Below are 26305 nucleotides of genomic sequence, written 5' to 3' on the forward strand. Positions count from 1 at the left end.
TGCCCGGCGGGGTTTTTGAATGGGAAAGAATCAGCGCCCGGCAACCGCCGCCATGATCGCCTTCTGTACGTGCAGGCGGTTCTCGGCCTCGTTGATGGCGATGCACTGCGGCGAGTCCATCACCGCGTCGGTCGCCTTCACGTTGCGGCGCAGCGGCAGGCAGTGGCTGAAGACACCGTTGTTGGTCAGTGCCATCTTGCGTTCGTCGACGATGAAGTGCTTGAACTGGTCGCGGATCGGCTTTTCCGGCTCCCAGTTGCCGAAGAACGGCAGCGCGCCCCAGCTCTTGGCGTAGACCACATCGGCACCGGCGTAGGCGCTGTCGATGTCATGGCTGATCTTCAGCGAACCGCCGCTCTCGGCCACGTTCTGCTCGGCCCAGCCCATGTAGCGGTCGTCGAGAATGTAGTCGGCGGTCGGGCACAGCAGGGTCACGTCCATGCCCATGCGGGTGGCGATGGTCAGCGCCGAGTTGGCCACGGCGGTATTCAGCGGCTTGGGATGATAGGTCCAGGTCAGCACGTACTTCTTGCCGCGCAGGTCCTGGGTGCCGAAGTGCTCCTGCAGCGCCATCACGTGAGCCAGTTCCTGGCACGGGTGGGTGATGGTCTCCATGTTGATCACCGGCACCGGCGAATACCTGGCGAAGCTGTTGAGCACGATGTCCTGGCGGTCATAGGCCCAGTCCACGAACTTCGGGAACGCGCGCACGGCGATGATGTCGCAGTAGCGGCCCAGCACCTTGGCCACTTCGGCGATATGTTCTTCGGTATCGCCGTCCATCACCGTACCGAGGTTGAACTCGATCGGCCACGCATCCTTGCCCGGTTGCAGCACCACCGCGTGCGCACCCAGCTGGAACGCGCCCAGCTCGAAGCTGGTGCGGGTGCGCATCGACGGATTGAAGAACACCAGCGCGATCGACTTGCCCTTGAGCTGGTCGCCGAGCTTGTTGCGCTTGAACAGCGCTGCCTGGGTCAGCAGCGCATCAAGCTCGCTGCGGCTCCAGTCCTGGGTGTTCAGGAAGTGCTTGGGGGACATCATCTTTCCTTGCGTGGCGGCGTCAGGTTCGACGCGGTGGAAGGGAAATGCGGAAACCAAAGGTGGGGTGAAATCGTTGCAGTTGAAGCTTTCAGGAAGCGGAAACGAAAAAACCCAGCCGGCGGGCTGGGTTTCTATCGGACGAACAGCAAAAAGCTCCGGTTACCCAGCGAGAATGTGGGGTTCCGGTCGACGGGCACGCGAGGTCATGCCCGACGCCTGTCGGGCTGCGCTGCTGTCGTGCTGGAAGTCGGTGAGCTTCATGGCCGGGCATCTTTGCACGCGGCCGGCGCCGGCGCAAGGGGCCGGGGTCCCAGAATCAGGGATTGCTGGCGGTGCCCTGCTCCGGGCCGACCCAGGGCGTGATCGAGACCCGGACCTTGAGCCGGTTGCCAGGGTCTTCCGGCAGGCGCGAGCGGTACTTGGTGCCCCTGTAGACGTAATCCACGTCGTAGGCGATGGGCCGACGGAACTCGCGCCCGACGGGAACGATCCGGCAGTCGCGGGTCAGCATCGGCCCGTTGTTGGTGGGACCGGTGGGCGCGGCCGGCGTCTCGGCTGCGGTCTCGTCCACCGCCTCCTCGTCGCTGCGCTTGAACATCGAGCGCACCGAGTCCCAGAAGCGGCTGATCCGGCCCTTGTCCTCCGTCGGCTCCTCGCCGGTGACGTTCACCGGGGCCAGGGTCCGGGTCGACACCGGCTCGCAGTGCTCCTCGGTCCGGGTCGCGCGCAAGGTCTGGAACACCGGCTCGACGTTCAGCACCTGGGCGTAGTCGAACTTCACGTTCTCCACGATCACCACCCGGTTGCGGGGCTCCCCCTCCTGGGCCAGAGCCACGGCCGGCAACGCCGACAGCCAGGCCAGGGTCAGCAACGCGGTGGATTTCATTGGCGACGGGAGCAAGGACACGGCAATAGTGTAGGCAGTGACGAGCGCAAGGGGCTGAACATTACCCGTCCGCGCCGCTCCTGCCCACCCCACCTGGGTGGCCCCTGGGTCCACCGGTGGCAGGCGGTCGCCCCAAAGGGGGCCGACACGTTCTAAAATCGCAGGCTTGTCCCCCAGCCACACCCCCATGACCCTGCGCCTGCACAACAACCTGACACGCCAGCTCGAACCGTTCATTCCGCTCGACCCGGCCTGTCCGACCCTGTATGTGTGCGGCCCGACGGTCTACAACTACGTGCACATCGGCAATGCCCGTGGGCCGGTGGTGTTCGGCGTGCTGGCCGACCTGCTGCGGCGGCGTTTCGGCGCCCTGCGCTACGCCCGCAACATCACCGACGTGGATGACAAGATCAACACGGCCGCGCGCGAACAGGGGGTGCCGATCAGCACCATCACCGACCGTTTCGCCGCCGCCTACCGCGAGGACATGGCCGCGCTGGGCGTGGTGCCGCCGGACATCGAACCGGAAGTGACCGCGCACATGCCGCAGATCATCACCATGATCGAGCAGCTCATCGCCAACGGTCATGCCTATGCCGCCGAGGGCCACGTGCTGTTCGCCGTTGCCAGCTTCGATGGCTACGGCAAGCTCTCCCGCCGCGACCCGGAAGAAATGCTGGCCGGCGCCCGCGTCGATGTCGCGCCGTACAAGCGCGATCCAGGCGATTTCGTGCTGTGGAAGCCGTCCACCGACGACCTGCCGGGCTGGGCCTCGCCGTGGGGCCGTGGCCGCCCCGGCTGGCACATCGAATGCTCGGCGATGGCTGCCGCCCATCTGGGCGAGACCATCGACATCCATGCCGGTGGTGTCGACCTGCAGTTCCCGCACCACGAGAACGAAATCGCGCAGAGCGAATGCGCCCATGGCGGAAAGATCTTCGCCCGCTTCTGGCTGCACAACGGCATGCTCAATTTCGGCGGTGCCAAGATGAGCAAGTCGCTGGGCAACATCGAACGCGTGCACGACCTGGTGCGCCAGCACCCGCCGGAAGCGCTGCGTCTGGCCCTGCTGTCGGCCCACTACCGGCAGCCGCTGGACTGGTCCGACGCGCTGATCGAACAGTCGGTGCGCACGCTGGACCGCCTCTACGGCACCCTGCGCGAGCTCGCCGCGGTTCCGGCCGTGGCGGTGATCCCGGCCACGATCGAGGCAACCCTGGATGACGACCTCAACACGCCGCAGGCACTGGCCGAACTGGCGCGCATCGCCGCCGAAGCACGCCGCGCCATCGAGCCGGCCGAACAGGCGCGCCTGAAAGGCGAGCTGCTCGGTGCGGGTCTGGCGCTGGGCCTGCTGCAGGCCGACCCGGCGCAGTGGTTCGGCACCGTTGCCCACGATGATGGCGAGGATGCGCGCATCCAGGGCCTCATCGATGAACGCGCCGCCGCCAAGAAGGCGCGTGACTTCGCCCGCTCCGACGCCATCCGCGACCAGCTGGCCGCCGAAGGCATCGTGCTGGAAGACACCCCGCAGGGCGTGCGCTGGTCGCGCAAGCGCGGCTGATCCGCGCCCGCCACGCCCCCACCGAAGAGATTGCAGTGATCGACTCCCCGTTCCCGCTTGAACCCACCACCGCCGAGGCCCAGGCCGCCATCGCCGAGGAATTCGGCTTCTTCGGCGACTGGTCCGAGCGCTACCAGTACCTGATCGACCTCGGCCGCAAGCTGCCGGCCTTCCCCGAAGAGTGGAAGACCGAAGAACACCGCCTGCTCGGCTGCCAGTCGATGGTCTGGATCGTTCCGGAAGGCAATGCGCAGTCGCTGCGCTTCCACGCCATCAGTGATTCGGCGATCGTCTCCGGCCTGATCTTCCTGGCCCTGCGTGTCTATTCCGGGCGCTCGGCACAGGAAATCCTGGACACGCAGCCGAGCTACATCCAGGACATCGGCCTGGCCCGCCATCTTTCGCCGACCCGCAGCAACGGCGTCGCAGCGATGCTGGCCTTCATCCGCGAGACGGCGCAGGCCCAGCTGCAGCGCGGACACCCGTGAGCGGGACCGTCCCGGCCGAAGACACGGCGCTGGGCCTGCTGGCCCGGCCGGGCTTCGCCAAGCTGCTGGCCTACCGCATCTTCGCCATGTTGTCCTACCAGGTGGTGGCCGTCACCGTCGGCTGGCACATCTACGAAGTTACCCGCAATCCGTTCTCGCTGGGCCTGATCGGTCTGGCCGAAGTGCTGCCGTTCTTCTGCGTGGCCCCGTTCGCCGGCTATCTGGTCGACCATCTACCGCGGCGCAAGCTGGGAATGGTCGCCTGCTCCGGCCTGATCGCCACCGCACTGGTACTGACCAGCGTCGCCATGGGCTGGCTGCCGTTCCACGGCGTATGGCCGATCTATGCGGCGATCGCACTGACCGGCATGGTCCGTGCCTTTCTTTCGCCGATCTACAATGCATTATTCGCCCGCGTGCTGGCGCGCGAGCAGTTCGCACGCGGTGCGGGACTGGGCGCCGTGGTGTTCCAGGCCGGCATGGTGGTGGGTCCGGCACTGGGCGGCGTACTGGTCGGCCTGGGAGGCAAGGGGCTGTCCTATGGCGTGGCGACGGCCTTCGCGTTGGTGGCAGTGGCCTGCCTGGCCACGCTGAAGGTGGAGGAACCGGTGCACAGCGGCCCCGCAGCACCGATCTTCCAGAGCATCGCCGAAGGTGCGCGCTTCGTGGTCGGCAACCGCATCATGGTCGGCGCGATGGCGCTGGACATGTTCTCGGTGCTGCTGGGCGGTGTGGTGGCAATGCTGCCCGCCTTCCTGCATGAGATCCTGCACCATGGACCCGAAGGGCTGGGCATCCTGCGCGCTGCGCCCGCTCTGGGCTCGATCGGCGTGGGCCTGTGGCTTGCCCGGCACCCCCTGCACCGCAACGCCGGCCGGGTGCTGTTGTCTGCGGTCGCGGGCTTCGGGTTGTGCGTGATCGGTTTCGGGCTGTCGCAGCACTTCTGGCTGTCGGCGCTGATCCTGCTGTTCTACGGCGCCTTCGATGGCGTGTCGGTGGTGGTCCGCTCGACCATCCTGCAGCTGGCGACGCCCGAGGAAATGCGTGGGCGGGTATCGTCGATCAACGGCATCTTCATCAGTTCGTCCAACGAACTGGGCGCCTTCTATGCCGGCACGATGGCACGACTGCTGGGCCTGGTACCGGCAGTGGTGCTGGGGGGCTTCGCGGTGCTGAGCGTGGCCGGCATCACGGCATGGAAGAACCCGACGCTGCGGAAGTTGAATCTTCGCGACCTGCAGTGAACCTGTAGAGCCGAGCCCATGCTCGGCTGCGCATTTCCGTGCGCCCACGCAGCGGTTGCGCCGGGCCGCGCCCGGCGGGCTTCTTCCGCGACCGCGGCGGGGTGTAACTTTCTTTGCTCGTGCAAAGAAAGTCACCAAAGAAACACGCCGCCATCCGCGAGCCGGCGCTGCGCGCCAGTGCCCTGCGCTCCTCGGCGAATCAGGGGACGGCGCGGAACTCGCTTCGCTCGGACACCCGCGCCTCTTCGCCCCTGATTCCCCTGCGGTGCTCGGCTCGCTACAAGGCGGACCCAACAGCCGCGAGCGCATGCATGACCGCTCCTGGTAGAGCCAAGCCATGCTTGGCTGCTTTTGCTATTCCTTGCCCTCCGGCTTCGGCCTGAGCCGAGCGTGGGCTCGGCTCTACGGCCGCGCACGCAGGGAAGCGTCGAGAGCCTGTCGGTGGGGGCCGGGCAGAACCGTCCGCGGCATGGATACCGCGGCCGAGCTTACACCCGCGGGCTCCACCCGATACCCGGAAGGCGCTGCTTTAAACAGCCAACGTGAACCCAACAAAAAACCCGGCCAAGGCCGGGTTTTCTGCATGACCAGACAACGACCGGGAATCAGTCGCCCTGCTGCTTCTGCAGGTGCTCCCAACGCTCCTGGGCGTCGATGGTGCGCTCGGCCGTGAGACGGGCTTCCAGGCGCTCCAGACCGATCTCTTCACCCGTGTCCACGCAGTAGCCGTAATCACCGGCTTCCAGGCGCTTGAGCGTGCTGTCGATCTTGCCGATCAGCTTGCGGTAGCGGTCGCGGGTGCGCAGTTCCAGCGAGTTCTCGGTCTCGCGGGTCGCACGCTCGGCCTCGTCGCCGATATCACGCACTTCCTCGCGCAGATTCTCGATGGTCTGCTTGGACTCCTCCACCAGGTCCGCGCGCCAGTTCTGCAGGCGCTGGCGGAAGTACTCCTGCTGCAGCGGGCTCATGTATTCCTCTTCCGACGACGGCTTGTAACCGGCCGGCAGGATCGGGCGGCCGGTGGCCTCGTCGGTCTTGTACTCGACGACCTTGTACTTGCTGCGCGGGGCCGGGGCGGCCGAGCGGGCGGCGACGGCCACGGCGACCTTGCCGACAGGGCGCGACACGGTCTTCGGAGCGGGATCGGATTTCACGGCGGTTTTGGCAGGCGATTTCGAAACGGGCACGGGATTCTTGGATTGCGGGGCGGTCGACGCGGAAGGTGCAGCGGCCGAGGCCGGCTTGGGTGCCGGTTTGGCTGCAGCACCTGCCGCGGTCTTGGCCGGGACAGGCTTGGCCGGAGCCTGCGTTGCGGCAGGCTTCGGTGCGGACTTCACTACGGGGGCCGGTGCCGGCTTTGCAGCCGGCGTGGCGATATTCTTGGTGACCTTCTTTACAGCGGCAGGCTTGGCCGCCGGCTTGAGCGCCGCGGCCTTCTTTGCCGCTGGCGGTGCAACCGGCTTTTTCACCGCCGCCTTCGGCGCCGGCTTGGCTGCCGGCTTCTTCGCAGCCGGTTTGGCAGCAGCCTTCTTGACCGGCACCGCCTTGCTGGCGGCCTTTTTCACTGCCGGCGCCTTCTTGCTGGCAGCAGCAGGTTTGGCCTTGACCGGCGCAGCGGCCTTCTTGACGGCCGCTTTGCTTGCCTTGGCCGGCGTTTTTTTCGCGGTGGCCTTCCTGGCCGCCGGTTGCGAGGACGCTGCCTTGGTCGCCGGCTTGGCCGCCGGCTTCTTGACAACGGGCTTTGCCGCCAACTTCTTCACAACAGGCTTGGCGGTTTTCTTGGCGGCCTTTGCGGCCTTCTTTGCAGTTTTTTTAGCAGCCACGAAACGCTCTTCCTTGGATTCCCCGGGGCCCGGGAAAGCGGGCCTTTATAGCCTACCCGACCCGCAGCAGCAACCTCGACAGCCCCGCTCCATTCAGTCCTGGAGTCAAGGCCCCCAAGGGGCAGTCCGACGAACACGGACCGCCTCGCGCGGTACGGAACCTGGCCGGCACCCGAAGGTGCCGGTACCGGTCGCAGGCCATCGGCGACATGCGACCAACGGCCCATCCTGCACAAATGCGGCCTTCATGCCAACTGGCATAAGATGACTGGGTGATCTCGCGCCTGCTCATTGCCCTGCTGCGCTTCTACAAGCGCTTCATCAGCCCCCTGCTGGGGCCACGCTGCCGTTTCGTGCCCAGCTGTTCTGAATACGCGATGGAAGCCATCTCCCTGCATGGCCCGCTGCGCGGCAGCTGGCTGGCCGCGCGCCGGCTCGGCCGCTGCCACCCCTTCCACCCCGGCGGTGTCGACCTCGTGCCCGAACGCACCGACACCCCTTCATGCCGTTGCACAGGAAAACACTGACATGTCCTCCACGCTCATCACCAATGCCCGCATGGTCAATGAAGGCCGCACCTTCGACGGCGACCTGCGCATCGAGAACGGTCGCATCGCGCAGATCGGCACCGGGCTGGCGCCGCGCGAGGGCGAAGAGGTGGTGGACGCCGCCGGCCGCTGGCTGTTGCCCGGCATGATCGACGACCAGGTGCACTTCCGCGAGCCGGGCCTGACTCACAAGGGCGATATCGCCAGTGAATCGGCAGCGGCCGTGGCCGGTGGCCTGACCAGCTTCATGGACATGCCCAACACCAATCCGCCGACGCTGGACTCCACCATCCTGGAAGCCAAGTACGAACTGGCGCGTGGCCGCGCCTGGGCCAACTACGGCTTCTACCACGGGGCCAGCAACGACAATCTTGAGGCCATCCGCCAGCTCGATCCGAAGAAGGCGCCGGGCGTGAAAGTGTTCATGGGCGCGTCCACCGGCAACATGCTGGTGGACAACCCGGAAACACTGGACGCGATCTTCCGCGAGTGTCCGACCCCGATCATCACGCACTGTGAAGACACGCCGATGATCGATGCCAACCTGAAAGCCTTCCAGGAAAAATACGGCGACGCGCTGACCCCGGACATGCACCCGGACATCCGTTCGCGCGAAGCCTGCATCAAGTCGACGCGGCTGGCGCTGTCGCTGGCACGCAAGCACGGCACCCGCCTGCACGTCCTGCATATCTCCACCGCCGACGAACTGGCACTGTTCGAGAAGGGCCCGCTGATCCGGGCCGATGGCAGCCGCAAGCAGATCACCGCCGAAACCTGCGTGCACTTCCTTCACTTCGCCCGCCCGGATTACTCCACCAAGGGCAACCTGATCAAGTGCAATCCGGCCATCAAGGACGTGGCCGACCGCGAGGCGATCACCGCCGCGCTGGCCGACGACGTGCTGGACGTGCTGGCCACCGACCATGCCCCGCACACCTGGGAGGAGAAGCAGAAGCCCTATGCGCAGGCGCCGTCCGGCCTGCCGCTGGTGCAGTACGCGCTGGTGGCCGCACTGGAGCGCGTGCACGAGGGCAAACTGACCCGTGAGCAGGTGGTGCAGAAATTCGCGCATGCCCCGGCCCAGCTGTTCGACGTGGAACAGCGCGGCTTCCTGCGCGAAGGCTATTTCGCCGATCTCGTGCTGGTGGAAGACGTGCCGTTCACGGTCAAGCGCGAGGACGTGCTCTCCAAGTGCGGCTGGTCGCCGTTTGAAGGCACGACCTTCCGGTCGCGCATCGCCTCCACCTGGGTCAACGGCCAGCGGGTGTGGGACGGCAGCACGCTGGTGGGCGAGCCGGCCGGCCAGCGCTTGACCTTCGACCGCTGATGCGTGGGTTCCTCATGCTGGGGGTGCTGGTTGCCGCCCCCCTCTGGGCCGTATCTGCGGCACAGGCCCAGGATGGCATCGGCAGCCTGATCGACAGCCGCGTGGTGTTTCCTGCCAGTGCGTCGCAAGGCGCGCTGGTGATCGGCAAGGTTCCCGCCGGCAGCCGGGTGCAGTATGCCGGCCGCTCGCTGCGCGTGAGCGGTTACGGCAGCGTGGTGTTCGGTATCGGCCGTGATGAAAAGGGACCGCTGCGCGTGCAGGTGCAGCGCCCGGACGGCGGCAGCGAAACGGCCACCATCTCGGTGACGCCGCGTGACTGGCCGACCGAACGGGTCAACGGTGTACCGCCGAAGACGGTCAATCCTCCGCCCGCCATTGCCGAACGGATCAAGCGCGAGCAGGCACAGGTAACCGCCGCGCGTGCCCGCGACGATGACCGCACCGACTTCACCCAGACCTTCATCTGGCCGGTGCAGGGCCGCATCAGCGGCCGCTTCGGCAATGCCCGCGTCTACAACGGCCAGCCCGGTGCCGGCCATTCCGGCATGGACATCGCGGTACCGACCGGCACGCCGGTGAAGGCACCCGCCGCCGGGGTGGTCACCTTTGCTGGCCCCGACCTGTACCTGACCGGTGGCACGCTGCTGATCGACCATGGCTACGGCGTCAGCTCGAACTTCCTGCATCTGTCGCGCATCGACGTAAAAGTTGGCGACCGTGTGGAACAAGGCCAGGTGATCGCCGCAGTCGGCGCCACCGGCCGTGCCACCGGCCCACACCTGCACTGGGGCATGAACTGGTTCGAGACCCGCATCGATCCGCTGCTGGTGCTGGAGCGGAAGTAACCCGCGTGCCCCCTCGCCGGGCATGGCCCGGCGCTACCAGAGCCACCAAACGGTAGCGCCGGGCCATGCCCGGCGGCGCAGCGGCAACGGAATCAACAACCTGCAACCCGGTAGCGCCGGGCCATGCCCGGCGAGCGCAGCGGCAACGGAATCAACAACCCGCAACCCGGTAGCGCCGGGCCATGCCCGGCGAGCGCAACGGCAACGGAATCAACAACCCGCAACCCGGTAGCGCCGGGCCATGCCCGGCGGCGCAGCGGCAACGGAATCAGCGACACGCGACCCGATAGCGCCGGGCCATGCCCGGCGAGCGCAACGGCAACGGAATCAACAGCCCGCAACCCGGTAGCGCCGGGCCACGCCCGGCGGCACAGCGGCAACGGAATCAACGACACGCAACCCGGTAGCGCCGGGCCATGCCCGGCGGCGCAGCGGCAACGGAATCAACAACCTGCAACCCGGTAGCGCCGGGCCATGCCCGGCGAGCGCAGCGGCAACGGAATCAGCCGCGTGCGGCCCACCACACCCGCAGCAGGGTGCGCAGCGGGGTCGCCTCGATCGGCTTGCCGGCCGCCTGGGCCGTCAGGCGTGCACGGGCCAGGCTGGACCACACGCGGCGCGGGCGCGGGCCTGGCACGCGCGTGCCCCACCCCTTCAACAGGTGCTGCGCCCAGCGCTGCGCGGCGGAGCGGGTGTCCTCGTCCAGCAGGCTGCGCGGCACGCCGGCCACGCCTGCGTCCTGCAGGCGCTGGGCCAGCGTCTGCAACTGCACGGCCCGGCCCGCACCGGTCCGCGGCCTGTCATCGAACAACACCACTTCCACGGCCGCGACCGCTTCAGCGTAGCGGGCCAGCGCGGCTTCGGCACTGGCCGCATCCGGCGCGACGGTGCGTGCCTCCACCAGATCCGGCAGCGTTTCCGCCAACCGCGCCCACGGCGCACGCACCGGTTCCAGCACACGACCCAACGGATGGCGCGAACGCTGTCCTTCCCAGCTGCGCAGCTCCTCGCCCCACCATGCCAGCTTGGCATCGGCCGGCAACGGATCGCCGCTGGTATTGAGCATGTCGTCGAATTCCTGCAGCAGCGCGAACCACGCTACGGCCAACTCACGGTGCGATTCGGCCACGAACGGCGCGGCCACCGACCATTCCGGCCAACGGCTGCGCCATTTGTCGAGGAAGCTTTCCAGCGCGGTGCTGCTCACTACGATCGTCCTTACGGGAGGGCCGGGCGTGCCGGCCGGGTTGGCCACAGGCTGGCCAGTTGCAGAAGTGCGGCGTTCTCGACCAGTACATCGGCCTGCCAGGCCAACGGGTCGTCGCTGTGCAGGCGGTAGCCCCACAGCGCTGCCACCGATGGCATGGCCGCGGCGCGCGCCGCGATGATGTCGCGCTCGTCGTCGCCGACATACACGCAGTCGCTTGCCGCGACACCGATCGCCTGCGCAGCGTGCAGCAGCGGCAGCGGGTGCGGCTTGCGCTCGGCCAGGCTGTCGCCGCCGACCAGCACGGCGCAGCGCTGCTGCCAACCGTGCTGCGGCAGGATCAACCGCGCCAGGTACTCGGGCTTGTTGGTAACGATGCCCCATATCGTTCCAGCAGCATCGAGCGCGGCGAGCATGCCGGCGACGCCATCGAACAGCACCGCGTGCTGGCCGATCAACGCTTCATAGCGCTGCAGGAACTCCGGGATCAGCGCGTCGCGCGCATGCGCATCCAGGTCCGGGAAGGCCGCCGCGATCATCGCCCGCGAGCCCTTGGACACCACCGGGCGCAGCTGCGCCGGATCGATCGGCGCGCGTCCACGCTCGGCCAGCATGGCGTCGCAGGTGGCAACGAAGTCCGGCGCACTGTCCAGCAGGGTGCCGTCCAGGTCGAACAGCACCGCGCGCGGGAAGTGCGTGGCGGTCATGCCGGCTTGACCGCGTAGGCCAGGTAGTTGATGTCGGTGCGGGTGCTGAGGCGGGCACGGTTGCGCCACGGCTCGTATGCCATGCCGCTGACATCGGCCAGCTGCAGATCAGCCTCGCGCAACCAGCGTGCCAGTTCGGCCGGCCTGATGAATTCCTGGTAGTGGTGGGTGCCCTTCGGCAACAGGCGCGCCACGTATTCGGCACCGACAATGGCCACCGCGAATGCGGCGGCCGTGCGGTTGATGGTCGACAGGAACAGGTGCCCCCCCGGCTTCAGCAGCCGCCTGCAGGCCTCGATGATCGCGCCGGGGTCCGGCACGTGCTCGAGCATCTCCATGCAGGTCACCACATCGAAGCTGCCCGGCTGTTCAGCGGCCAGGTCCTCGGCGGCCTGCACCCGGTAGTCGACCTTGGCACCACTTTCCAGTGCGTGCAGCCGCGCGACCTTGACCAGCTCCGGGGCCAGATCGATGGCGGTGACATCGGCGCCGGCCTGGGCCAGTGCTTCGCTCAGCAGGCCGCCACCGCAGCCGATGTCGAGCACGCGTGCGCCGCGCAGCGGCACGCGGTCGGCCACGTACTTCAGGCGCACCGGGTTCAGTGCATGCAGCGGCTTCTGCGGACCATCGGCGTCCCACCAGCGGTTGGCCAGTGCGGCGAACTTGTCCAGCTCGGCCTGATCGAAATTGGAGGAAGCATGGGGGGCAGTCATGGGGAATCCTTGCAGCGCCGGGGTTCAGGCGCGGATATGGCGGATGCGCTCGCGCCACTGGCGCGCGTTGGCGATGATGCCCGGCAGGTCCATGCCGACCAGCTCGCGCTGCACCAGCTTGGGCTTGCCGGCAATCCAGACGTCGCTCACCTGCTGCCGGCCGGTGGCGTACACCAGCTGCGAAAGCACGTTGTGCAGCGGCTGGGTTTCCAGCGCGGACAGGTCCACGCAGACCAGATCGGCCTGCTTGCCCACCTCGATCGAGCCGATCCGCTCGCCGAAGCCCAGCGCACGGGCACCGCCGAGCGTGGAAGCGCGCAACGTGGTGGCCGCGTCCAGCGCAGTGGCGTCGTTGGCGACAGCCTTGGCCAGGATCGCCGCGGTGCGGTTCTCGCTGAACATGTCCAGGTCGTTGTTGCTGGCACAGCCATCGGTACCGATGGCCAGGTTCACGCCTGCGCGCTGCAGGGCGCAGGCGGGGCAGAAGCCGGAGGCCAGTTTCAGGTTCGATTCCGGGCAGTGCACCACGCTGACGCCACGCTCGGCGCACAGGTGGATCTCCGCGTCGGTCAGCTGGGTCATGTGCACCGCGATCAACCGGTCATTGACCAGGCCCAGGCGATCAAGCCGCGCCAGCGGACGCTGGCCATGCAGCCTGATCGAGTCGCTGACTTCCTGCGCGGTCTCATGGGTATGCAGATGCACCTGCATGTCGAGCTGGTCGGACAGCATCCGCACCCGCTCGAAATTGGCATCGCTGACCGTGTAGGGCGCATGTGGTGCGAACGCGACGCCGATCAGACTGTCGTTGCGCCACTGGTCGTGCAGTTCCCCGGCCTTGGCGAAGTACTCGTCGTCGCTCTTCGCCCAAGCGGTCGGGAAATCGATGATGACCGCCCCCACCAGCGCGCGGAAACCATGCTTCTTGTAGACCGCCGCCTGCACGTCGCCGAAGAAGTAGTTCTCGTTGGCGCAGGTGGTGCCGCCGCGCAGCATCTCGGCAATGGCCAGCGTGGTGCCGTCGGCGACGAACTCGGGGCCGATCACCGCCGCTTCCACCGGCCAGATGTGCTCCTGCAGCCAGGTCATCAGCGGCAGGTCATCCGCAACGCCGCGCAGCAGGGTCATCGGGTTGTGCGTGTGCGCGTTGACCAGGCCCGGCATCAGCGCGGCGTCCGGACGGCTGACCACCTGCGCGGCACGGAAGCGCGCCCGCGCTTCGGCACGCGGCAGCACGGCCACGATCTCGCCGCCACGCACGGCTACGGCATGGTCTTCCAGCACCACGGCATGCGGTTCGATCGGAACGACGTAGCCGGCTTCGATGAGCAGGTCGCAGGCTTCGGGGAGGTGCGGGCTGTCGCTCATGCAGGCTCACTTGGCTGGGGGGAGAACCTCACGGGAGGCGGTAGCGCCGGGCCACGCCCGGCGGCTGTCCGTTGCGGCACCGAGGACGCCGGCAACGGGTTCCGGGCGATGCCCGGAAAGCCGGGCCTGGGCCCGGCTCACAGGTCATCCGGCTGCGCCGGATTACTTCACGCGCGAGGAGTACTCGCCCGAACGGGTGTCGACCCGGATGACTTCATCCTGGTTGACGAACAGCGGCACGCGGACCACGGCACCGGTTTCCAGCGTGGCCGGCTTGCCGCCACCGCCGGAGGTGTCACCGCGGACGCCCGGATCGGTTTCGGTGATCTTCAGCTCGACGAAGTTCGGCGGCTGCACGAAGATCGGCGCACCGTTGAACAGGGTCACGATGCAGGCTTCCTCGCCCTTCAGCCACTTTTCGGCGCCGCCCATGCCGGCCTTGTCGGCCTGGACCTGCTCGAAGGTCTCCGGATCCATGAAGTGCCAGTACTCGCCATCGCTGTACATGTAGTTCATGTCGGTGTCGACCACGTCGGCCACTTCCAGGTCGTCGGTCGCCTTCATGGTCAGTTCGACCACGCGGCCCGAACGGATGAAGCGGTACTTGACGCGGGTGAACGCCTGGCCCTTGCCCGGCTTGACGTATTCGGTATCGGTGATGACCGCCGGTTCATTGTTGACCAGGATCTTCATCCCGTTCTTGACGTCATTCATGCCCACAGTGGCCATGCTCAAGCTCCTCAAATGGCAAAACCGCCGCGGGTGCGGCGAGCCGGTAGAATGGAAAGCCCACCGGATGCCGGTGGGCGACTGTTTTTCTGCCCCCATGATAACCGCAGGCCCCCTCTCCATGCAGCTTTCCGCCTTTCCCCGCCCGTCGTCGCCGGGTGCACCCGCACGCTGGCAGGAACTCTGGCGCCAGGCGCTGCGCGACCCGCACGCACTGCTGGCGCGGCTGGAGCTGGATCCGGTCGCACTGGGCGTGTCCGAGGCGGCCATGGCCCAGTTCGCGCTGCGCGTACCGGACGGGTTCGTGGCCCGCATGCGCAAGGGCGATGCGGCCGACCCGCTGCTGCGCCAGGTGCTGCCGGTCAATGACGAGATGCAGGTCGTTCCCGGGTTCAGCTTCGACGCGGTGGGCGATGGTGCGGCCAGGAAGGCGACCGGGGTCATCCAGAAGTACCGGGGCCGGGCGCTGCTGATCGCCACCGGCAGCTGTGCAATCAATTGCCGCTACTGTTTCCGCCGGCACTTCGACTACGCCGCTGAGAATGCCGCCAAGGGCGGCTGGTGGGAAGCGGTGGACGCCATCGCCGCCGATCCGGATATCGACGAAGTGATCCTGTCCGGGGGGGATCCGCTGTCGCTGGCCACCCACAAGCTGGTCGAACTGACCGACGCGCTGCGGCGGATTCCGCACATCCGTCGCCTGCGCATCCACACCCGGCTGCCGATCGTGCTGCCGCAACGGGTCGATGACGAGCTGCTGGCCTGGCTGGGCAGCCTGCCGTGGCCGCTGGCGATCGTGGTCCATGCCAACCATCGCAATGAGTTCGATGCCAGCGTGGACGCGGCAATGGCGCGCCTGCGTGGCACCGGCGCCCAGCTCCTGAACCAGGCAGTGCTGCTGCGTGGCGTCAACGACAGCGTGCAGGCGCTGCAGGAACTGAGCGAACGCAGCTTTGCCGCCGGCGTGCTGCCCTATTACCTGCACCAGCTGGACCGGGTCGAGGGCGTGGCCCACTTCGAGGTGGATGACACCCGCGCCAGGGAGCTGATCGCCGGCCTGACCGCGCGCCTGTCCGGCTACCTGGTTCCCAAGCTGGTGCGGGAACTCCCCGGCGACCCGAGCAAGCGCCCGCTGTAACGATCCCGCCGGGGTCAGAGCCGTTTCCTGCAGAAAGGGATCTGACCCCTGAACCAGGATTCAGACGCCGGACTCGATCATCCGCACCACTTCGGTCGCGGTGACCGGGTGGCTCAGCCAGTAGCCCTGGCCAAGATCGCAGCCGCGCTGGGCCAGCAGCTCGAACTGCGCCTGCTGCTCGATGCCCTCGGCAACCACCGTGATGCCCAGCGCGTGGGCCATGGCGATGATCGCCGTGGTCAGCGCCAGGTCGTCCGGATCACGCTGCATGTCGGCAATGAAACTCTTGTCGATCTTCACGCCGTCCACGGGTACCTGGCGCAGGTGGCTCAAGCCCGAGAAGCCGGTGCCGAAGTCGTCCAGCCACACCTTGACGCCGGTGCGATGCAGCTTGTCCAGCAACTGCGCGGCCACCATCTCATCACCGATCACGGCGGTCTCGGTCAGTTCCAGATGCAGGCGCGAAGCCGGCAGCCCCGACTCATGCAGGCACTGTGCGACCAGTGACGGCAGCTCGCCGCCACGCAGCTGCCGGGGCGACACGTTCACCGACACGAACAGATCATCGCCGCCCGCACTGCGCGGCCACTGCGACGCTTCCATGCAGGCCGCGCGCAGCACCTTCGGCCCGATCACCTCGATCAGCCCGCTCTGCTCGGCCACTTCGATGAACACCGACGGCGGGATCGTGCCCAGAGTGGGGTGCTGCCAGCGCAGCAGCACCTCGACGCCGACCATCCGCCGGTCGCGGGTGCGGAAGATCGGCTGGTAGGCCAGGCGCAGCTCGCCGCGCTCCCAGGCGCCGCGCAGTTCCTGTTCCATGTGCACGCGGCGCTCGACAGCATGGTCCATCGCCCGGCTGTAATACCGGTAGCAATTCTTGCCGGCCATCTTCGCCTGGTACATGGCGATGTCGCCGTTCTTCAGCAGTGTGGTCGCGTCTGCGGCATCGTCCGGGAACAGGGTCACGCCGATGGAGGTGCCCAGGAACAGCTCCCTGCCCTGCACCACCAGCGGCTTGCCCAGTTCGCGCACCAGCACCTCGGCCAGCAGCCGCGCATTGGCAGCGACATCGCCGTCGCCGACCAGGATCACGAACTCGTCGCCGCCAAAACGGGCCAGCAGCGCCTCATCGCCGCCGGCCTCGGCGACGGCGCGGCCGATCCGCTGGGCAAACTGCAGCAGTGCTTCGTCGCCCGCTTCATGCCCGAGCGTATCGTTGACCCGCTTGAAATCGTCGATGTCCGCAAACAACAGGCCCAGCCGCTGCTTGGACGCACGCGCGGCCATCAGCCGGTGGTCCAGGGCTTCGCGGAACGCCAACCGGTTGGTCAGGCCGGTCAGTGCGTCGGTGTAGGCCATATGCCGCACCTCGCGGTCGTGGCGGGCGATGGCATCACGCATGCGGGCGAACCCCCGCACCAGCTCGCCGACCTCGTCGTCGCGGGTATTCTCCAGCAGTGGCGCCTGGTAGTCGCCGGCTTCGATGCGACGAGCCGCCACCGCCAGGTCGCGGATCGGCGCGACCAGGGTGCGCTGCACGTAGAAGATCACCGCCACGCCGATCACCACCAGCAGGCCGAGCATCAGCAGCAGCCAGCCCAGATGACGGCTGCCGACCTGCTGCAGGCGCTCGCCCAGCGTTGCGTTGGCGGCCTGCTCGCGCTGCTGCACTTCGTCCAGCGCCATGCCGACGCGGACGCCGCCGATGCGCTGGTTGCCGACCATGATCGGCATCGTGTTGTCGAGCACCTTTGGCGACTGCTGCACCACCAGCGTCCGCGCGGCGATCGCGCCCGGCGCAAGGGGGTCTCCCATCGGCTGACCGAAGGCGGCGACCTCCACCGAACCGTCGTGCACCAGCCGGCCACGTTCGTCGAACACCAGCACATAGCGCACCACGGGCTGCCGCGACGTGCTGCGCACCAGTGCGCCGACCTGGTCCAGATCGTGGTAGTACAGCGGGTTGGCCAGCGCATCGGAAAGCTCACGGGCGATCGCTTCGCCGCGGCTGCGCACGCTGCGGTCGAACAGTTCATGGATGACGCCGCCGCTGAGGTTGCGCACCTCGCTCTGCATCGCCGCCTGCCGCCCCAGCAGCACCGCCAGGATCGCCACCACCACAAGCATCGCCCCGCCCATCGCGAGCAGGAACCGCGCCTGCATTCCCGAGCCGAGCCACTTCATTCCACTTCCATCCGCACGCGCGTCAATCCTTGTTTCAATTCATCCAGCCGCTGCTGCGCATGCGCGTCGACGCGGTGGAAACCGGAAGTACCAAAAAAACGGTGCAGCGCTACCTGTGCCTGCGGATCACTGGCCGCCTGCAGCAGGACCTCCTGCAGGCGATCACGGACGCGTGCATCCAGGTCGGCGCGCACCACCTCCACGGCGCGAGGATAGGGCTCCGTGCGCAACAGTTCTCGGAAGTCGCGCCGGAACGCCCGCGGCATGCGCCGCTCATCGTTCCAGTCCACGCTGCTCACCGCGCCCGCATCGGCCACGCCCTTGTGCACGTAGGTGGCGATGTTCAGCTCGCTGCGGGCGAACACATAGCCGACGCTGTCCGTGCCCGGAGCGTCCCACGTACCCGCGAGGATCTGTGGGGACAACCCGTGGCCCAGCAACGTCATCACCGGCACTAGGTAGGCGCTGGTGGATGCGGTGTTCTGCAGCGCAAGGCGGTGGCCCCGCAGGTCCTCCAGCCGCTGGAACGGGCTGTCGCGGCGCACGAAGAATACGGTCTGGTACTCACGCACGCCATTGCGCTCGGTCAGCAGCAACGGCCGCGCACCGCTGCGCTGCCCCAGCGCCACTGCGGTTCCGGCGGTTTCCGTGACCCAGTCGACCTGCCCCCGCCGCAGATAGCTGGCCATCTGCTGCGGATCACGCGCCATCAGTATCCTCCCCTCCTGGATGCCGACGTCCTGCATGCGTGCCACCACGTAGTCCAGCAGCGGCTGCAGCTGCTGGTAATGGGCCTTGGGATCGTCGCTGATCCGGCCCAGCACCAGCACCGGATCCGGCGCAGCACGCACCGTTCCGGCCAGCAGGACCATGGCCAGGCTCAGCAGCGCCCCCTGCATTGCCGTTCGCAGACCCGACACCGGTTTCATCCCCCCCTGGGTATCCGGACAGACTACCCGAAAAAATGAGAACGTCGTCAGCCGTTGTGACTGCCCGGCTTGGCCAGACGCGCCATGCGCTGGGCATCGGCCAGGATGCCGCGCAGCAACCGCACTTCCTGCTCGCTCGGCTCGCTGCGCAGGAACAGGCGGCGCAGCTTGCGCATCGCCGACTCCGGCGCACGGCCCTTGTGGAAATCGATCTCGTCCAGGGTGTCGCCAAGCTGGGCGAAGAAGCTCTCCATCTGTTCGTGGCTGGCCACCTGCTCACGAAAGCCCGGTTCGGCGCCAACGGCAGGCTGGGCGCCAAGCAGCTGCATGCGCACCTCGTAGGCCAACACCTGCACGGCGGCGGCGAGGTTGAGCGAACTGAACGCCGGATCGGACGGAATGTGCACCGCCGCGTGGCACAGCTGCAGCTCCTCGTTGGTCAGGCCGGTCCGTTCCCGGCCAAACACCAGCGCCACCTCGGCACCCTCACCGGCCTTGGCGACCGCACGGGCCGCTGCGTCGGCGGGCAGGTACTCCTCCAGCTGGACCCGGCGTGCGCGGGCGGTACACCCCAGCACCAGACGGCAGTCGGCGACGGCCTCGGCCAGGGTGGCCACCACGGGCGCATCGCCGAGCACGTCCTCGGCGCCGGCCGAGCGGCGGAATGCCTCCTCGTCCAGCGGTTTTTCCGGGGCCACCAGTACCAGGCGGGCCAGGCCCATGGTCTTCAGGGCGCGGGCGGCGGCGCCCATGTTGCCGGGATGCTGGGTTCCGACCAGGACGAATCGGAGGCGGGTAGCGGCGGGGAACTGGGACATGAACAGGGAAAAGGTCGAGCTGGACGATGACCAATGGTAAACTGTGCGGCCGGCCACTGCGCCGGACCCGCTCTTTTCCCCCGCCAGCCCTACCCTTCTGCCTTTCCGGGAGCCCACGCCATGCAGAAACCCGCCGTCACCGTCATGGTCAAGGCCGCCCGCCTCGCCGGCAACGTCCTGTTGCGCAACATCAACAAGCTCGAGGCACTGAACGTGGTGCAGAAGGGGCGGATGGACTACGCCAGCGAAGTCGATGCGGACGCGGAAAAGGTCATCGTCAAGGAGCTCAAGCGCGCGTATCCCGAGTACGGCGTGTTTGGCGAGGAAGGCGGCGTGCAGGGCGAACATCGCCACATGTGGGTCATCGATCCGCTGGACGGCACCAGCAACTACCTGCGCGGCGTGCCCCACTACTGTGTATCGATCGCCCTGGTCGAGAACGGCGAGCCGACCGACGCGGTCATCTTCGATCCGCTGCGCAACGAGCTGTTCACCGCCAGCCGTGGCGCGGGCGCCGTGCTGAACGACCGTCGCATCCGCGTGGCGGATCGCAAGGACCTGGGCGGCACCATGATCCAGACCGGCTTCGCTCCGCGCGAGCGCGCCCGTGCCGGCGCCCAGTTGAAGGCGGTCGATGCCCTGCTGGTGCAGGCCGAGGACATCCGCCGTACCGGTTCCGCTGCGCTGGACCTGGCCTATGTCGCCTGCGGTCGCGCCGACGCCTACTTCGAGGCCGGGGTCAAGGCCTGGGACATCGCGGCCGGCGTGCTGCTGGTGCGTGAGGCCGGTGGCAAGGTGTGCGATTTCAAGGGAGCGCCGCTTGCACGCATGGACAACCGCGGTCCGGAAACCCAGCAGGTGGTGGCGGGCAACCTGAAGGTGGCCGAGTCGCTGCAGAAGGTGCTGGTCAACACGGGCTATGCAGCCGAGTTCGACGCGAAGTTCTGAGCTTCCCTGTAAAGCGGTTCATGGAGACGGCACCTGCGAAGGTGCCGTTTTCGTATCCGCAGTGATCGTGCTTGTCACTTTCTTTGCTCGTGCAAAGAAAGTAACCAAAGAAACACGCCGCCAGGACGCGAGCCGACGTGCTGTGCACGCCGGTTCCCTGCGCTCCTCGGTCCGTCGAGGGACGGTGCGGGAACTCGCTGCGCTCAGACACCCGCACCTCTTCGCCCTCGCCGGACCTGCGGTGCTCGGCTCGCTCAAGGCGGACCCAAGGTCAAGAACCACAGCTGCACGACGATGACGGGTAGCGCCGGGCCATGCCCGGCGAGCGAAGCGGCCGCTTCGCCTTCGACCTTGAAAGTGACACCCCTCCGCAGTCGCGGAAACGATCCTGCGGGCGCGCGTCGATGCTGCCGACGCGCAAACAGAAACGCCCGGCACGGGGCCGGGCGTTCCTGTAGCAGTGCGTTGCAACCGGAGGCTTACACCACCGTCGAGGCCCGCAGCGCGGCGATGCGCTCTTCCAGCGGCGGGTGGCTCATGAACAGCTTCTTCGCGGTCGAACCGGCGATGCCGAAGGCGGCGATCTGGGTCGGCAGCGTGCTCTGGCCGTGGTTGAGCTGCAGGCGCTCCAGCGCGGCGATCATCTTCTGGCGACCCGCCAGCGAGGCACCACCGGCATCGGCGCGGAACTCGCGATGGCGCGAGAACCACATCGAGATCATGGTCGCGAACAGGCCGAACACCATCTCCAGCACGAACACGATGATGTAGTAGGCGAACCCGCGGCCGCCGCCTTCGCGGTTGCCCGACAGCGCGCTGTCGATGACGCCGCCGACCACGCGCGCCAGCACGATCACGAAGGTATTCAGCACACCCTGCAGCAGCGCCATGGTGATCATGTCACCATTCGCCACGTGGGCGATCTCGTGGCCCAGTACGGCTTCGGCCTCATCTTCGCTCATGTTCTGCAGCAGACCGGTGGACACCGCCACCAGCGCGTTGTTGCGGTTGGCGCCGGTGGCGAATGCGTTGATCTCCGGGCCATCGTAGACCGCCACTTCGGGCATGCCGATGCCGGCCGCCTTGGCCTGTCGCTCGACGGTAGCCAGCAGCCAGCGCTCGGTCTGGTTGCGTGGCTCGGTGATCACCACCGCGCCGGTGGAGCGCTTGGCCATCCACTTGGACAACAGCAGCGAGATGAAGGAACCGCCGAAGCCGAAAATCGCAGCCATCACCAGCAGGCCGCTCATCTGGTTCGGATTGACCCCCAGCAGCGACATCACGATGCCGGCCAGGATCAGCACTGCAAAGTTGGTGGCTAGAAAGAGTGCGATGCGGGTAAACATGGGAAATTCCGGCTCGGAAGGGGTCGATATCCGCCAATTTGCGGTGCGGTCAGCTTGAATTCAAGCACCAACCTGACCGACGATTCAGCCAGCATGACCTCCCCCCTTTCCTGCGGCCGCTTCGCGCCCTCGCCTACCGGCCTGCTGCACCCCGGCTCCCTGCTGGCTGCATTCGGCAGCTGGCTGCTCGCGCGCCATCACCATGGCCTGTGGCGGCTGCGCATCGAGGACATCGATCCCCCACGCACCGTGCCCGGGGCTGCTCACGCGCAGTTGCAGGCACTGGCGGCATTCGGCCTGGCCCACGATGGTCCGGTGCTGTGGCAAAGCGAACGTGGCGATGCTTACCAGCAGGCTCTGGACAGGCTGCTGGCCAGCGGGCAGGCCTTCATCTGCCACTGCAGCCGCAGCGAACTGGCAGCCCGGGGCGGCATCCACCATCGCTGCGTCGCGCGTCAGCCCCGACCGGACCCTGCCGTCCGCTTCCGCGTACCGGCCGGCAGCGTGGTGCAGTTCGACGATGGCCTGCGCGGCCGCCAGGTGCAGGACGTCCACGCCGAGGTGGGTGATTTCGTGCTGCGCCGCGCCGACGGGTGCTGGGCCTACCAACTGGCGGTGGTGGTCGACGATGCCGCGCAGGGCGTCACCGACGTGGTGCGCGGCGCCGACCTGCTCGACTCCACCGCGCGGCAGATCCTGCTGCAACAGGCACTCGATCTGGCAGTGCCGCAGTACTGGCACCTGCCCCTGCTGCTGGACGCCCCGGGGCGCAAGCTGTCCAAGTCGCTGGCCGCGCTGCCGGTCGACAGCGCCCGCCCGGTGCCGGTGCTGCGTCAGTTGTGGGGCCTGCTCGGCCAGTCGCCCGCCGCGCTCGAGGGTCACGACGATCTGCACGACCTGCTCGCGGCGGCCCGGCAGGCATTCGATCCGGCCCGCCTGCCGCGCACGGACATCCTGTTGCCGACGGGCGCACTTTCCGCGCCGATGTTGCAGAATCCCCCTTCCCCCACCTGAAACCCGGACTGCATTCCATGACATCTCGCGTCGCACTGGTCACCGGCGGAACCGGCGGCATCGGCACCGCCATCTGCCAACGCCTGGCCGACCAGGGCCACCGGGTCGCCACCAACTATCGTGATGAAGCCAAGGCCCGCGCCTGGCAGCAGGCGATGACCGAACGCGGCTTCAACGTGTCCATCTTCGCCGGCGACGTGTCCGATCCTGACAGTGCCGAAGCGATGGTGCGCGCCGTCGAAAACGAACTGGGCCCGGTCGAGATCCTGGTCAACAACGCCGGCATCACCCGCGATACGACCTTTCACCGGATGCGTGCGGACCAGTGGCATGACGTGATCAACACCAACCTCAATTCGGTGTTCAACGTCACCCGCCCGGTCATCGAAGGCATGCGTCGCCGCGGCTGGGGCCGGGTCATCCAGATCAGCTCGATCAACGGTCTGAAGGGCCAGTATGGCCAGGCCAACTACGCCGCCGCCAAGGCCGGCATGCACGGCTTCACCATCTCACTGGCGCGCGAGAACGCGGGCTTCGGCATCACCGTCAACACCATTTCGCCGGGCTATGTCGCCACGGACATGGTCATGGCCGTGCCGGAGGAAGTGCGCGCCAAGATCATCGCAGACATTCCGACCGGGCGCCTGGGCAAGCCGGAGGAGATCGCCTACGGCGTGTCCTTCCTGGTGGCCGAGGAGGCCTCGTGGATCACCGGCAGCAACCTGGACATCAACGGCGGCCACCACATGGGCTGGTGATCCGCGCGGGCGCGGCCGGTCACGTGCCGGACCGCACCTGCCTGCGGTCATGCTGCGCAGCACGCAAACCCTTGTTGCGCAACATGATCCGCCGTGAAAGCCAAGCCTGGCGGGGGCTGGGGCGGTTGCAACGGCTGCTGCACTGCGCCATGCTGCGCGTCTACTGTGACGAGTGACCGCTTCATGGCTGCGACCCGCATCATCAAGAAGTATCCGAACCGCCGTCTCTACGACACCGAGATTTCCAGCTACATCACCATCGAGGACGTCCGCCAGCTGATACTGGACGGTGAAGACTTCGAGGTCCGCGACGCCAAGAGCGGTGACGACCTTACCCGTTCGGTCCTGCTGCAGATCATCGCCGACCAGGAGCAGGACGGCGAGCCGATGCTCTCCACCCAGTTGCTGAGCCAGCTGATCCGCTTCTACGGCGACTCCCTGCAGGGATTCATGGGCAACTACCTGGAACGCAGCATGCAGGTGTTCCTGGACCAGCAGCAGCAGTTCCGCCAGCAGATGGGCAACCTGCTGGGCCAGACGCCGTGGGCGATGATGAACCAGCTGACCGAACGCAACCTGGAGCTGTGGCAGGAATTCCAGCGCAGCATGGGCACCGGCTTCGGCGGCCCCCGCGCCGGCGGAACCGGCACGGGAACCGGAACCGGCAGCAAGCCGAACGAACCGGGCACCGGCACCGGCGGCAAGACCCGCCGCTGAGCTACGGCAGGGACTGACATGAAAACGGCGCGCCACTGGCGCGCCGTTTTCGTCTGCGGGTCATCCGCAGGCAGACGTCAGCGCTTCGCCTTGCACGCCGTGCAGACGCGCTCGACCTTGTAGCCCTTCGCCCTGAGCTTCTCGACCACGCCATCGCTGCCGAGCAGATGCAGCGTGCCAACCACCACCAGCGTGCCACCCTGCCCCGCCTGCAGATAGGGCACCAGCTTCGGCACCCAGGCATCATTGCGGCCGGTATTGATGCGCTGATACAGCTGCGGATACTGCTGGCGCATCTCGGCAGCCATTTTCGTCCACAGCAGGCGCTCGTCACCGCGGCGCCATGCGTCGTGCAGCATGCGCGCCTGTTCATCACCCTTGTCGGCCTGATCGAGGGCTTCGGACAGCATCTGCCGCTGCTCCTGCACCGACATCCCATCAAGCATGCCGATCTGCGTATCGATGTCCTCCAGACCACCGGTGCTGCGCCCGGTCGCCTGTGCGCGCTCCATGAAGTGACGGTCCAGACCGAGGGCCGGGTCCAGGCCCATCTTCTGCATCTGCCCCACCGAAATGCTCAGGCCGACAAACCAGGGCTTCATGCCCTGCATCTGCGCCAGCGGCAGCTTGTTCACGGCGGCGAAGGCCTGCAGCTTCTGCCAGGTCGCTGCATCGAGATCACGCTTCAGTTCGCTGCCGTCGGTGCGCACGGCGGCCTGCACCATGCGGCTGGCCAGCTGCGGCGACTGCATGTCTTCCGGCGAGAGTTCGAACAACACGCGCTGCGAGGCCCCGAAGGCCTGCTCCACGTCGGCCGACAGCGGATAGTCCTGCGGCTTCAACAGATGGAACGAGCCCAGCAGATACAGCCGTGAATCGCCGGGACCGGTGACCTTCCACAGCAGCGGTACCGGCGGCTTGACCGACGCACCTTCAGCGGCCGGGGCATTGCGGCCCTGCGCCAGAGGCGCCACCGCGCAGGCCAGCAGCAACACGGCGGCGTGGAACAGGTGTCTGATCATCATGTCAGCCTTCTCCTTCAGGCAGGTGGTAGGCCTTTTCGCCCGCGTCCACGCGAAGGTCCAGCCGGTTCTCCGGCGGCGCCAACGGGCAGGTCGCGTAGGGCGTGAACGCGCAGGGCGGGTTGTAGGCGTGGTTGAAATCGATGAGCACGCGGCCATCAGCGCCGGGTGCGCCGGTATCCAGATAGCGGCCAGCGGGATAACTGCCGCGGCCGCTGGTGCGGTCAGCGAAGATCAGGAACAGGGGCTCGCCGGGGGCACCGATTGCCTCCAGCCGCCAGGTCCGGCCATCACGCTCAAACTCGACCGCACCGGCGTTGGGCATATCGGTGGTCAGTCCGGTGATGTCGACGATCGGCAAGGTCTTGCCCGGTGCGTGCGCAACGAAGCGCGCCTGCACCTGCCAGTCGGGCCCTCCCGGCCAGTACTGCAGGCCGGCGAAGTCCCGGCGTGCAGGCGCGTCGGCATGCTTGACCCTCAGCGCATCGCGCGGACCACGCCGGATCAGGCTGAGCTGGCCCTTGCCACCGTCGAAGGCAAGCAGGGTGGGCTGCGGATCCTTGTCGGTATCCATGCGGATGCGCCCTCTTACCGGCTGGCCGTTGTGGGTGAGCTCCGCCCCGGCTTCCGGCGTGAACCACCATTGCCGCCCCTCGCGCCGCAGCAGGCCGAGCTTGTCCGGCCCCACTGCCAGACGGATGCCATTGGTGGCACCGCTGCCAACGAAGTGCGAGCTGTTCTGCAGCCAGTGCAGCCCGACCAGCGCCGTCCAGCCATCAGGCCGCGTCAGATCCTGATAACGCGCCACGCGCCATTGCGGCTGCGCTGCGGCGTATGCCGGGTCTTCCACCACCGCAGGCGCCGGCGGCGGCGCCGGGCTGCAGGCTGCCAGCAACAAGACAGCCAGAAGGCCGCCCATTCCCCGATACGCCATC

25 protein-coding genes are annotated in these 26305 nt (G+C 67.4%); 11 read left to right on the forward strand and 14 right to left on the reverse strand.

What is annotated here, in order from left to right:
• Positions 1-30: 30 nt before the first annotated feature.
• Positions 31-1041: an N-acetylornithine carbamoyltransferase gene (locus ACZLIF_RS14225; RefSeq protein ID WP_053519689.1), complete on the reverse strand. Its 1011-nt coding sequence runs from the start codon at positions 1039-1041 to the stop codon at positions 31-33.
• 319 nt (positions 1042-1360) lie between these two features.
• Positions 1361-1930 carry a glycine zipper 2TM domain-containing protein gene (locus ACZLIF_RS14230; protein ID WP_053519688.1) on the reverse strand — a complete coding sequence of 190 codons (570 nt, stop codon included), beginning with the start codon at positions 1928-1930 and terminating at the stop codon, positions 1361-1363.
• A gap of 187 nt (positions 1931-2117) precedes the next feature.
• Between ACZLIF_RS14230 and cysS the strand changes: the two genes are divergently transcribed.
• Genes cysS through ACZLIF_RS14245 form a run of 3 tightly spaced genes read left to right on the forward strand, consistent with a single transcriptional unit; the run spans position 2118 to position 5226 of the window.
• Positions 2118-3494, forward strand: a complete 1377-nt coding sequence (gene cysS / locus ACZLIF_RS14235) for a cysteine--tRNA ligase (protein ID WP_065181932.1) — start codon at positions 2118-2120, stop codon at positions 3492-3494.
• A gap of 35 nt (positions 3495-3529) precedes the next feature.
• A complete protein-coding gene (locus tag ACZLIF_RS14240; protein ID WP_053519686.1) occupies positions 3530-3982 on the forward strand; it encodes a SufE family protein in 453 nt (150 codons plus the stop codon).
• Complete coding sequence (locus ACZLIF_RS14245; protein ID WP_128989531.1) at positions 3979-5226, forward strand: MFS transporter; 1248 nt, start codon at positions 3979-3981, stop codon at positions 5224-5226. Before ACZLIF_RS14240 ends, ACZLIF_RS14245 begins: the two co-directional genes overlap by 4 nt.
• A 605-nt stretch (positions 5227-5831) precedes the next feature.
• Here the strand turns inward: ACZLIF_RS14245 and dksA are convergent.
• Entirely contained in the window at positions 5832-7049 is a 1218-nt protein-coding gene (gene dksA, locus ACZLIF_RS14250; protein WP_128989529.1) for an RNA polymerase-binding protein DksA, read from the reverse strand.
• A gap of 272 nt (positions 7050-7321) precedes the next feature.
• Between dksA and yidD the strand changes: the two genes are divergently transcribed.
• The 3 genes from yidD to ACZLIF_RS14265 are packed head-to-tail and all read left to right on the forward strand — an operon-like array spanning position 7322 to position 9769.
• Positions 7322-7576: a membrane protein insertion efficiency factor YidD gene (gene yidD, locus ACZLIF_RS14255; RefSeq protein ID WP_053519683.1), complete on the forward strand. Its 255-nt coding sequence runs from the start codon at positions 7322-7324 to the stop codon at positions 7574-7576.
• Position 7577: 1 nt separating this feature from the next.
• Positions 7578-8924: a dihydroorotase gene (locus ACZLIF_RS14260; protein WP_128989527.1), complete on the forward strand. Its 1347-nt coding sequence runs from the start codon at positions 7578-7580 to the stop codon at positions 8922-8924.
• The gene (locus ACZLIF_RS14265) at positions 8924-9769 is read left to right on the forward strand and encodes a M23 family metallopeptidase (protein ID WP_164972391.1); all 846 of its coding nucleotides are present in this window, start codon (positions 8924-8926) and stop codon (positions 9767-9769) included. The genes ACZLIF_RS14260 and ACZLIF_RS14265 overlap by 1 nt, the downstream gene beginning before the upstream one ends.
• Before the next feature lie 502 nt (positions 9770-10271).
• Here the strand turns inward: ACZLIF_RS14265 and ACZLIF_RS14270 are convergent.
• From ACZLIF_RS14270 to efp, 5 genes are all read right to left on the reverse strand, one after another.
• Positions 10272-10976, reverse strand: a complete 705-nt coding sequence (locus ACZLIF_RS14270) for a squalene/phytoene synthase family protein (RefSeq protein ID WP_111186434.1) — start codon at positions 10974-10976, stop codon at positions 10272-10274.
• A gap of 11 nt (positions 10977-10987) precedes the next feature.
• Complete coding sequence (locus tag ACZLIF_RS14275) at positions 10988-11683, reverse strand: phosphoglycolate phosphatase (protein WP_128988750.1); 696 nt, start codon at positions 11681-11683, stop codon at positions 10988-10990.
• The gene (gene ubiG / locus ACZLIF_RS14280) at positions 11680-12396 is read right to left on the reverse strand and encodes a bifunctional 2-polyprenyl-6-hydroxyphenol methylase/3-demethylubiquinol 3-O-methyltransferase UbiG (protein WP_065175506.1); all 717 of its coding nucleotides are present in this window, start codon (positions 12394-12396) and stop codon (positions 11680-11682) included. Before ubiG ends, ACZLIF_RS14275 begins: the two co-directional genes overlap by 4 nt.
• Positions 12397-12420: 24 nt before the next feature.
• Positions 12421-13764, reverse strand: coding sequence for a TRZ/ATZ family hydrolase (locus ACZLIF_RS14285; protein WP_053520086.1), 1344 nt, complete (start codon positions 13762-13764; stop codon positions 12421-12423).
• A gap of 162 nt (positions 13765-13926) precedes the next feature.
• Entirely contained in the window at positions 13927-14493 is a 567-nt protein-coding gene (efp, locus tag ACZLIF_RS14290; RefSeq protein WP_053520087.1) for an elongation factor P, read from the reverse strand.
• Positions 14494-14614: 121 nt separating this feature from the next.
• Here efp and epmB point away from each other — a divergent pair, with 121 nt between their 5' ends.
• Positions 14615-15631: an EF-P beta-lysylation protein EpmB gene (gene epmB / locus ACZLIF_RS14295; RefSeq protein ID WP_164972372.1), complete on the forward strand. Its 1017-nt coding sequence runs from the start codon at positions 14615-14617 to the stop codon at positions 15629-15631.
• A gap of 60 nt (positions 15632-15691) precedes the next feature.
• Here the strand turns inward: epmB and ACZLIF_RS14300 are convergent, their stop codons facing one another.
• Genes ACZLIF_RS14300 through ACZLIF_RS14310 form a run of 3 tightly spaced genes read right to left on the reverse strand, consistent with a single transcriptional unit; the run spans position 15692 to position 19565 of the window.
• A complete protein-coding gene (locus tag ACZLIF_RS14300) occupies positions 15692-17818 on the reverse strand; it encodes a putative bifunctional diguanylate cyclase/phosphodiesterase (protein ID WP_053520089.1) in 2127 nt (708 codons plus the stop codon).
• Positions 17815-18747 carry a phosphate/phosphite/phosphonate ABC transporter substrate-binding protein gene (locus ACZLIF_RS14305; protein ID WP_128988754.1) on the reverse strand — a complete coding sequence of 311 codons (933 nt, stop codon included), beginning with the start codon at positions 18745-18747 and terminating at the stop codon, positions 17815-17817. Before ACZLIF_RS14305 ends, ACZLIF_RS14300 begins: the two co-directional genes overlap by 4 nt.
• A gap of 47 nt (positions 18748-18794) precedes the next feature.
• On the reverse strand, positions 18795-19565 hold the full coding sequence (locus tag ACZLIF_RS14310) for an RNA methyltransferase (RefSeq protein ID WP_053520091.1): 771 nt from the start codon (positions 19563-19565) through the stop codon (positions 18795-18797).
• A 120-nt stretch (positions 19566-19685) separates the two neighbouring features.
• Between ACZLIF_RS14310 and ACZLIF_RS14315 the strand changes: the two genes are divergently transcribed.
• Positions 19686-20513 carry an inositol monophosphatase family protein gene (locus tag ACZLIF_RS14315; RefSeq protein WP_053520092.1) on the forward strand — a complete coding sequence of 276 codons (828 nt, stop codon included), beginning with the start codon at positions 19686-19688 and terminating at the stop codon, positions 20511-20513.
• 479 nt (positions 20514-20992) lie between these two features.
• Here the strand turns inward: ACZLIF_RS14315 and htpX are convergent, their stop codons facing one another.
• Positions 20993-21859 carry a protease HtpX gene (htpX, locus tag ACZLIF_RS14320; protein WP_053520093.1) on the reverse strand — a complete coding sequence of 289 codons (867 nt, stop codon included), beginning with the start codon at positions 21857-21859 and terminating at the stop codon, positions 20993-20995.
• A gap of 93 nt (positions 21860-21952) precedes the next feature.
• Here htpX and gluQRS point away from each other — a divergent pair, with 93 nt between their 5' ends.
• The 3 genes from gluQRS to phaR all read left to right on the forward strand — a co-directional run bounded on the left by gluQRS (position 21953) and on the right by phaR (position 24348).
• On the forward strand, positions 21953-22873 hold the full coding sequence (gene gluQRS, locus ACZLIF_RS14325; protein WP_128988756.1) for a tRNA glutamyl-Q(34) synthetase GluQRS: 921 nt from the start codon (positions 21953-21955) through the stop codon (positions 22871-22873).
• A 17-nt stretch (positions 22874-22890) separates the two neighbouring features.
• Positions 22891-23631: an acetoacetyl-CoA reductase gene (gene phbB / locus ACZLIF_RS14330; RefSeq protein WP_128988758.1), complete on the forward strand. Its 741-nt coding sequence runs from the start codon at positions 22891-22893 to the stop codon at positions 23629-23631.
• Positions 23632-23814: 183 nt separating this feature from the next.
• A complete protein-coding gene (gene phaR / locus ACZLIF_RS14335; RefSeq protein ID WP_128988760.1) occupies positions 23815-24348 on the forward strand; it encodes a polyhydroxyalkanoate synthesis repressor PhaR in 534 nt (177 codons plus the stop codon).
• 77 nt (positions 24349-24425) lie between these two features.
• On the opposite strand, the gene ACZLIF_RS14340 is transcribed toward phaR, so the two are convergent.
• Together ACZLIF_RS14340 and ACZLIF_RS14345 are read right to left on the reverse strand one after the other, a co-directional pair.
• Positions 24426-25373 (reverse strand): TraB/GumN family protein, encoded by a 948-nt coding sequence (locus tag ACZLIF_RS14340; RefSeq protein ID WP_128988762.1) that lies wholly within the window; start codon positions 25371-25373, stop codon positions 24426-24428.
• Position 25374: 1 nt separating this feature from the next.
• Positions 25375-26304 (reverse strand): DUF1684 domain-containing protein, encoded by a 930-nt coding sequence (locus ACZLIF_RS14345; RefSeq protein WP_128988764.1) that lies wholly within the window; start codon positions 26302-26304, stop codon positions 25375-25377.
• Position 26305: the final 1 nt, after the last annotated feature.

The organism is Stenotrophomonas sp. 2201_Sma (assembly GCF_056486685.1).

Excerpts from the sequence above, each read along its gene's own strand:
- ACZLIF_RS14225 (WP_053519689.1), bottom strand. The coding sequence starts at position 1,041 with ATGTCCCCCAAGCACTTCCTGAACACCCAGGACTGGAGCCGCAGCGAG.
- ACZLIF_RS14230 (WP_053519688.1), bottom strand. The coding sequence starts at position 1,930 with ATGAAATCCACCGCGTTGCTGACCCTGGCCTGGCTGTCGGCGTTGCCG.
- cysS (WP_065181932.1), top strand. The coding sequence starts at position 2,118 with ATGACCCTGCGCCTGCACAACAACCTGACACGCCAGCTCGAACCGTTC.
- ACZLIF_RS14260 (WP_128989527.1), top strand. The coding sequence starts at position 7,578 with ATGTCCTCCACGCTCATCACCAATGCCCGCATGGTCAATGAAGGCCGC.
- ACZLIF_RS14265 (WP_164972391.1), top strand. The coding sequence starts at position 8,924 with ATGCGTGGGTTCCTCATGCTGGGGGTGCTGGTTGCCGCCCCCCTCTGG.
- ACZLIF_RS14275 (WP_128988750.1), bottom strand. The coding sequence starts at position 11,683 with ATGACCGCCACGCACTTCCCGCGCGCGGTGCTGTTCGACCTGGACGGC.
- ubiG (WP_065175506.1), bottom strand. The coding sequence starts at position 12,396 with ATGACTGCCCCCCATGCTTCCTCCAATTTCGATCAGGCCGAGCTGGAC.
- ACZLIF_RS14285 (WP_053520086.1), bottom strand. The coding sequence starts at position 13,764 with ATGAGCGACAGCCCGCACCTCCCCGAAGCCTGCGACCTGCTCATCGAA.
- efp (WP_053520087.1), bottom strand. The coding sequence starts at position 14,493 with ATGGCCACTGTGGGCATGAATGACGTCAAGAACGGGATGAAGATCCTG.
- epmB (WP_164972372.1), top strand. The coding sequence starts at position 14,615 with ATGCAGCTTTCCGCCTTTCCCCGCCCGTCGTCGCCGGGTGCACCCGCA.
- ACZLIF_RS14300 (WP_053520089.1), bottom strand. The coding sequence starts at position 17,818 with ATGAAGTGGCTCGGCTCGGGAATGCAGGCGCGGTTCCTGCTCGCGATG.
- ACZLIF_RS14305 (WP_128988754.1), bottom strand. The coding sequence starts at position 18,747 with ATGAAACCGGTGTCGGGTCTGCGAACGGCAATGCAGGGGGCGCTGCTG.
- ACZLIF_RS14310 (WP_053520091.1), bottom strand. The coding sequence starts at position 19,565 with ATGTCCCAGTTCCCCGCCGCTACCCGCCTCCGATTCGTCCTGGTCGGA.
- ACZLIF_RS14315 (WP_053520092.1), top strand. The coding sequence starts at position 19,686 with ATGCAGAAACCCGCCGTCACCGTCATGGTCAAGGCCGCCCGCCTCGCC.
- htpX (WP_053520093.1), bottom strand. The coding sequence starts at position 21,859 with ATGTTTACCCGCATCGCACTCTTTCTAGCCACCAACTTTGCAGTGCTG.
- gluQRS (WP_128988756.1), top strand. The coding sequence starts at position 21,953 with ATGACCTCCCCCCTTTCCTGCGGCCGCTTCGCGCCCTCGCCTACCGGC.
- phbB (WP_128988758.1), top strand. The coding sequence starts at position 22,891 with ATGACATCTCGCGTCGCACTGGTCACCGGCGGAACCGGCGGCATCGGC.
- phaR (WP_128988760.1), top strand. The coding sequence starts at position 23,815 with ATGGCTGCGACCCGCATCATCAAGAAGTATCCGAACCGCCGTCTCTAC.
- ACZLIF_RS14340 (WP_128988762.1), bottom strand. The coding sequence starts at position 25,373 with ATGATGATCAGACACCTGTTCCACGCCGCCGTGTTGCTGCTGGCCTGC.
- ACZLIF_RS14345 (WP_128988764.1), bottom strand. The coding sequence starts at position 26,304 with ATGGCGTATCGGGGAATGGGCGGCCTTCTGGCTGTCTTGTTGCTGGCA.